Consider the following 4,650-nt stretch of genomic DNA (forward strand, 5'->3'; position numbering starts at 1 on the left):
GGCTCGCCTCCGGCGACGCCCGTCGGGCGCTGACGGCGCTCGAGGCGTCCGCGACGCTCGCGGAGGACGACGGACCGGGGGAGGAGGCACCACTGGTCACCGAGGAGCTCGTCGCGACCGCGGTCGACCGCGCCCTCCTCCGGTACGACCGCGACGGGGACGAGCACTACGACGTCATCAGCGCGTTCATCAAGTCCGTGCGAGGCAGCGACGTCGACGCGGCCGTGCACTACCTGGCGCGGATGATCGAGGCGGGGGAGGATCCGCGGTTCATCGCGAGGCGGATCATCGTGCTCGCGGCCGAGGACATCGGCATGGCGGATCCGCAGGCGCTGGTGCTCGCGATCGCCGCGGCGGACGCGGTGCAGTTCATCGGGATGCCGGAGGGGCGGATCCCGCTGGCGGAGGCGGTCGTCTACCTCGCGCTCGCGCCGAAGTCGAACGCCTCGTACCTGGCGATCGACGCGGCGCTCGCCGATGTCCGCGCGGGGCGGATCGGCCGGGTGCCGGTTCACCTCCGCGATGCGCACTACCCGGGGGCGAAGCGCCTCGGCCACGGCACGGGGTACCGGTACGCGCACGACGGCGAGCACGGCGTCGTCGAGCAGCAGTACCCGCCCGACGAGCTGGTGGGCCGCGACTACTACCTGCCGACGGGCAACGGGTTCGAGCGGGAGACCTCCGCCCGCGTGGAGCGCCTCCGCAGGCGCACGCGGGGCACGGCGGAGGAGTCCTGAGCGAGCCGGTCGACGGTGCGGGCGATCGGGTGCTCCTGCCGACCGGGACGTCCGGGCCACGCGGCTGCTGACGGCTGCCCGAGCGCTCCCGGTCCTGCTATCCTTGTCCGCGGCCTGGAGCGGGCCCGGACGTTGCGCGGCTGCGACACCGGATCCGCGAGAGGACCTGCGCCTGTAGCCGGCCGGTCCCCGTACGTCGAATCCCTCGAAGTCTTCCGTCGTCGCCTGCGCGCGACGGGCCCGATCTCGAACTCTGAAGGAACCGCATGTCCACCAAAGCCCGCACCCGCGGCAAGGTCAAGCTGTCACGTGCCCTCGGCATCGCGCTGACCCCGAAGGCCGCCCGTTACCTGGAGAAGCGTCCCTACGCGCCGGGTGAGCACGGCCGCAGCAAGCGAAAGGCCGACAGCGACTACGCCGTCCGCCTTCGCGAGAAGCAGCGTCTGCGCGCCCAGTACGGCCTGCGCGAGAAGCAGCTCCGCATCGTCTTCAACGAGGCCCGTCGAGCTGCCGGCCTGACCGGTGAGAACCTCGTCGAGCTGCTCGAGCAGCGCCTCGACGCCCTCGTGCTCCGTGCCGGCTTCGCCCGGACGACCGCGCAGGCGCGCCAGCTCGTCGTGCACCGCCACATCCTCGTCGACGGAAAGATCGTCGACCGGCCGAGCTTCCGCGTGAAGCCGGGCCAGCTCATCCACGTCAAGGAGAAGAGCGAGCAGCTCGAGCCGTTCCAGGTCGCGGCCGCCGGCGGTCACGCCGACGTGCTCCCGAAGGTTCCGGGCTACCTCGAGGTCGAGCTCGACCGCCTGCACGCGCGCCTCACGCGTCGCCCGAAGCGCGCCGAGGTGCCGGTGCAGGCCGACGTCCAGCTGGTCGTGGAGTACTACGCCGCGCGCTGAGCGGCGTGCGTGTGCTCAGTGCCGCGCGCTGAGCGGCGTGCGTCTGCTCAGTGCCGCGCGCTGAGCGCTCGGCGTTTCAGTCAGCAGAAAGGCGCGTTCCGGTCCATCCGGAACGCGCCTTTCTGCGCTGTGAACCCGCTCGAACCCTCCGGCCGCGGTCCGTTCAGCAGGAACGCGCGTTCAGCACTCGCCGATGCGTGCCTTTCTGCTGAACGGACGACCTCCGCCGGCGCGGGCGAGACCGGGGCCACGCGTCGGTAGGGTTGTCGGTCGACGCAAGGAGGGGCGATGGGCAAGGTGATCTGGCTGCTTGCCGGGGTGCTCGCGGGCATCGTGCTGACGCAGCAGCTCTCGCGGACGCCGAACGGACGGCGGGTGCTGACCGCCGTGAACGGCACCGCAGGGGAGTTCGTGCAGACCTTCGCCGACAGCTACCGCGCGCGCCTCGCCGAGACGGGCAACGGCTGACCCGTGCAGACCGCTGAGATCCGCAGGCGCTATCTCGAGTACTTCGGCGACCGCGGCCACACCGTCGTGCCGAGTGCGTCCCTCGTGTCGCCCGACCCGTCGCTGCTGTTCACCGTCGCCGGCATGGTGCCGTTCATCCCGTACCTGAACGGCACGGTCCCGCCGCCCTACCCGCGCGCCGTCGACTCGCAGAAGTGCATCCGCACGCTCGACATCGAGGAGGTCGGCCGCACGCCGCGGCACGGCACCTTCTTCCAGATGCTCGGCAACTGGTCGTTCGGCGACTACTTCAAGGACGGCGCGATCACCTACGCGTGGGATCTGCTGACCTCCGCGGAGGCGGACGGCGGCCTCGGCTTCGATCCCGCCGACCTCTGGGTGACGGTCTACGAGGACGACGACGAGGCCTGGGATCTCTGGAAGCGCATCGCGGGTCTGCCCGACGAGCGGATCCAGCGGCTCGGCAGGGACTCCAACTACTGGTCGACGGGCCAGCCTGGACCGGCGGGCCCGTGCTCGGAGATCTTCTTCGACCGCGGTCCCGCGTACGGGATCGACGGCGGTCCGGCGACGGACGACGACCGGTACGTCGAGATCTGGAACCTCGTGTTCATGCAGTACGCGATCGAGAACGTGCGGTCGAAGCTCGACTTCGACATCGTCGCCGAGCTGCCGCGCAAGAACATCGACACCGGCATGGGGCTCGAGCGCGTCGCGTTCATCAAGCAGGGCGTCGACAACATGTACGAGATCGACCAGGTGCGGCCGGTGCTCGACAAGGCGGCCGGGCTCTCCGGCCGGCGGTACGGCGCCGACCACGAGGACGACGTGCGGATGCGCATCGTCTCCGATCACGTGCGCTCCGCGATGATGCTGATGGTCGACGGCGTCACGCCGTCGAACGAGGGCCGCGGCTATGTGCTGCGCCGGCTGCTGCGCCGAACCGTCCGCGCGATGCGGCTGCTCGGCGTCGAGGAGGCCACGTTCGGGGAGCTGTTCCCGGCGTCGCGAGATGCGATGGCGGCCGCCTACCCCGAGCTGGTCCCCGAGTTCGGGCGGATCCAGCGCCTCGCGTCGGCCGAGGAGGAGGCCTTCCTGCGCACCCTCGCCGGCGGCACGACGATCCTCGACACCGCGATCGCGCGCACCCGCGAGACGGGTGGCACGCAGGTCGCGGGCGACACCGCGTTCCTGCTCCACGACACCTACGGCTTCCCGATCGACCTCACGCTCGAGGTCGCGGAGGAGGCCGGCCTCACGGTCGACCGCGGCGCGTTCGACACCCTCATGGCCGAGCAGCGGTCGCGGGCGAAGGCGGATGCGAGGCAGCGCAGGACCGCGCTCGCCGACCTGTCCGTGTACACCGAGTTCCGCGCGAAGGGCGAGACGGCGTTCCTCGGCTACCAGGAGCTCGTCACGGACGGCCGCGTGCTCGGCCTGATCCGCGACGGGGTGTCCGTGCCGTCGATCGCGCTCGGGGACATCGCGGAGGTGATCCTCACCGAGACGACCCTGTACGCGGAGTCCGGCGGCCAGGACGCCGACCAGGGCGAGATCCGCGGACCCGGCTACCGCCTCGAGGTGCTCGACGTGCAGCGGCCCGTGGCCGGCCTCGTCAGCCACCGCGTCCAGGTCGTCGAGGGCGAGGTCGCGGTCGGGGACCCGGCCGAGACCATCGTCGACCCGGTGTACCGCCGTGGCGCGACGCAGGCGCACTCGGCCACGCACCTCATCCATGCCGCGCTGCGCCAGGTGCTCGGGCCGGATGCGCACCAGGCCGGCTCCTACAACAAGGCCGGCTACATGCGGCTCGACTTCTCGTGGAGCTCGCCCCTCAGCCCCGACACCCGCAGCGAGGTCGAGGGCATCGCCAACCAGCGCGTCGACGAGGACCTCGAGGTCGTCACGCGCGTGCTGCCGATCGACGAGGCCAAGGCCCTCGGCGCCATGGCCCTGTTCGGCGAGAAGTACGGCGACGTCGTGCGGATGGTCGACATCGGCGGTCCCTGGTCCCGGGAGCTCTGCGGCGGCACGCACGTCGCCCACTCGTCCGAGATCGGCCTGATCAACGTGGTGGGGGAGTCGAGCGTCGGCGCGACGAGCCGCCGCATCGAATCCCTCGTCGGACCGGACGCGTTCAAGCGGTTCGCCGCGGAGCGCGCGCTCGTCACCGAGCTCGGCACCAACCTCAAGGTGCCGCCGACGCAGATCGTGACGAGGGTGCAGGAGCTCGCCGCGAGCCTGAAGGCGGCGGAGAAGCGGATCGCGGAGTTCGAGCGGCAGGCGCTCGCCGGCCGGATCCCCGCGATCGCCGCGAACGCCCGGCCGGTGGGTGGGGTGACCGCCGTGCTCGAGCAGGTCGGCGACCTCGGCAGCGCGGACGACCTCCGCGGCCTCGTCACGGGCGTCCGCGACAAGCTCGGTCCGGTCCCCGCGGTCGTGGCGCTCGCTGCGACCGTCGCCGCCCGGCCCGTCGTGATCGTCGCGACGAACCGCGAGGCGCGCGACACCGGCGCGAAGGCGGGCGCGCTCGCTCGGGCCGCCGCGCA

Annotated in this window: 3 protein-coding genes and 1 pseudogene; all 4 read left to right on the top strand. The window is 71.8% G+C overall.

Translation table 11 applies throughout. The features are described from left to right. Nucleotides 1-737: pseudogene (locus tag JWQ92_RS12310) on the top strand (replication-associated recombination protein A); the annotation flags it as partial. 266 nt (nucleotides 738-1,003) lie between these two features. Continuing rightward, the gene (gene rpsD, locus JWQ92_RS12315) at nucleotides 1,004-1,633 is read left to right on the top strand and encodes a 30S ribosomal protein S4 (RefSeq protein ID WP_297344753.1); all 630 of its coding nucleotides are present in this window, start codon (nucleotides 1,004-1,006) and stop codon (nucleotides 1,631-1,633) included. A gap of 288 nt (nucleotides 1,634-1,921) precedes the next feature. Then, nucleotides 1,922-2,101 (top strand): hypothetical protein, encoded by a 180-nt coding sequence (locus JWQ92_RS12320; RefSeq protein WP_297344754.1) that lies wholly within the window; start codon nucleotides 1,922-1,924, stop codon nucleotides 2,099-2,101. A gap of 3 nt (nucleotides 2,102-2,104) precedes the next feature. Then, nucleotides 2,105-4,650: alanine--tRNA ligase (gene alaS, locus JWQ92_RS12325; protein ID WP_297344755.1), on the top strand; the 2,546-nt coding region annotated here is incomplete at its 3' end.

This window comes from Amnibacterium sp. (assembly GCF_025463795.1).
GTDB lineage: Bacteria > Actinomycetota > Actinomycetes > Actinomycetales > Microbacteriaceae > Amnibacterium.